We start from the raw sequence: 1,999 nt of genomic DNA on the forward strand, positions 1-1,999 counted from the left end.
GTGCACCGCTTCAACAATGCCGTCGACCGCAGCGTCGCCCGTCCGCTGGCCACCGCCTACACCAAGGTGGTGCCGCAGTTCGCGCGCACCGGCGTGACCAACTTCTTCAGCAACCTGCGCTCGCCGCTGACCATGGTCAACCAGCTGCTGCAGGGCCATGCCGATGACGCCTGGGACACGCTGGGCCGCTTCCTGATGAACAGCACCTTCGGCATCGGCGGCCTGTTCGACCCGGCCAGCAAGGCGATGGTGCCCAAGCGCAGCGAAGACTTCGGCCAGACCCTGGGCACCTGGGGCTGGCGCCAGTCGCGCTACGTGGAACTGCCGTTCTTCGGCCCGCGCACGGTGCGTGACGTATTCGGCCTGGCCGGCGACATGCCGCTCTCGCCGATCCGCCAGATCGAGATGGACAAGGTCCGCATCGGCCTGCAGGGCCTGCAGCTGGTCGACACGCGTGCCCAGCTGATGGCGGTGGACTCGCTGCGTGACACCGCGGTCGACGAATACGCCCTGACCCGCGATGCATGGCTGCAGCGCCGCACGTACCAGATCGAGCGCGACCTGCGCCACAACCGCGGCGACGACGACGATGACCCGACCACGATCCCGGTCGATGCGATGCCGATGCCCGATTGGGGCAATTGATCGCCGCTGATGCCGCAAAAGAAAAGCCCGGGGAAACCCGGGCTTTTTCGTGCCGCTGGAACCCGTTACGCAACAGGGCCGGGAGGCGATCCCGGCCCCGCGCGTCACGCCGCCAGGGCGGTATCGATGGCCGCCAGCAGCGCCGCGTTGTCGGCCGGGGTATCCGGCGAGAAACGGGCGACGACGCTGCCGTCCTTGCCGATCACGAACTTCTCGAAGTTCCACAGGATCGCCGGCGCGGCGTTGGTCGGGATGTCCAGGCTAGCCAGCTTCTCGCGCAGCGGGCCATCACCGATGGCAACCGGCTGGGCCGCGGTCAGCTGCTGGTACAGCGGGTGGATGTCGGCGCCGGCCACGCTGATCTTGGAGAACAGCGGGAAGCTGACGTCGTAGGTGAGCGCGCAGAACTGCTTGATCTCGTCCTCGCTGCCCGGCTCCTGGCCGTTGAAGTTGTTGGCCGGGAAACCCAGCACTTCCAGGCCGTCACCCTTCTTCTGGCGGTACAGCTTTTCCAGGCCTTCGTACTGCGGGGTGAGGCCGCACTTGGAGGCGGTGTTGACCACCAGCAGCACCTTGCCGCGGTAGTCGCCCAGCGTGGCCGGTGCGCCGTCGATGGTGGTCAGCGCGGTGTCATACACGGAAGCAGTCATTGCGGTTTCCTGCGGAGGTTGGGGAGGGCAAGCATAGCGGGCGTGGATGGCGCTGGCACGACCTCGGGGTGCCCGTTACGCGCTGTTCCAGTGGTGCCGGTAATGCCCGGCGTCGCCTGCGATCAGGTTTCGTCGGCACCCGTGTCTTCGGCCTCATCCTCGCCGCCGAGATCGCCCAGCAGCGCCTGCGCGGCGTCGGCCGACAGCGATTCCACGCCGCGCAGCTTGCGCTCGATGGTGCGGGTCTTGCGGCTGGCATCGCCCAGGCTCTTGCCGACCGTGTTGATCTGCTTCTCGGCCTTCTCCAGGATGCCGGCGAACTTGCCGAACTCGCCCTTGACCGCGCCCAGCAGGCTCCACACTTCGGAAGAACGCTGCTCGATGGCCAGCGTGCGGAAGCCCATCTGCAGGCTGTTGAGCAGCGCGGTGACCGTGGTCGGGCCGGCGATCACCACGCGATGCTCGCGCTGCAGCGCGTCGACCAGGCCCGGCCGGCGGATGGTTTCGGCATACAGGCCTTCGGTCGGCAGGAACATCACCGCGAAGTCGGTGGTGTGCGGCGGCACGATGTACTTCTCGCTGATCGACCTGGCCTGCACGCGGATGGCCCGTTCGAGCTGGTTGCCGCTGCCGCGTACCGCCTCCAGGTCACCGGCTTCCTGCGCATCGAGCAGGCGTTCGTAGTCCTCGCGCGGGAACTTGGA

Annotated in this window: 3 protein-coding genes; 1 reads left to right on the top strand and 2 read right to left on the bottom strand. The window is 67.5% G+C overall.

Going from position 1 to position 1,999, the window contains the following annotated elements; genetic code table 11:
• Positions 1–645 (top strand): MlaA family lipoprotein (locus VA603_RS11475; RefSeq protein ID WP_323438920.1); only part of this gene is annotated, 645 nt, incomplete at its 5' end.
• A gap of 104 nt (positions 646–749) precedes the next feature.
• Here VA603_RS11475 and VA603_RS11480 read toward each other — a convergent pair.
• The gene (locus VA603_RS11480; protein WP_323438921.1) at positions 750–1,295 is read right to left on the bottom strand and encodes a glutathione peroxidase; all 546 of its coding nucleotides are present in this window, start codon (positions 1,293–1,295) and stop codon (positions 750–752) included.
• A 122-nt stretch (positions 1,296–1,417) separates the two neighbouring features.
• Positions 1,418–1,999, bottom strand: a 582-nt coding sequence (locus VA603_RS11485) for a DNA recombination protein RmuC (protein WP_323438922.1), incomplete at its 5' end; no start/stop codon positions are given.

This window comes from Stenotrophomonas capsici, assembly GCF_034961085.1.
In the GTDB taxonomy this organism is placed as follows: domain Bacteria; phylum Pseudomonadota; class Gammaproteobacteria; order Xanthomonadales; family Xanthomonadaceae; genus Stenotrophomonas; species Stenotrophomonas capsici.

What these genes read in the sequence shown, in the direction of transcription:
- VA603_RS11480 (WP_323438921.1), bottom strand. Translation starts at nt 1,295, where the DNA reads ATGACTGCTTCCGTGTATGACACCGCGCTGACCACCATCGACGGCGCA.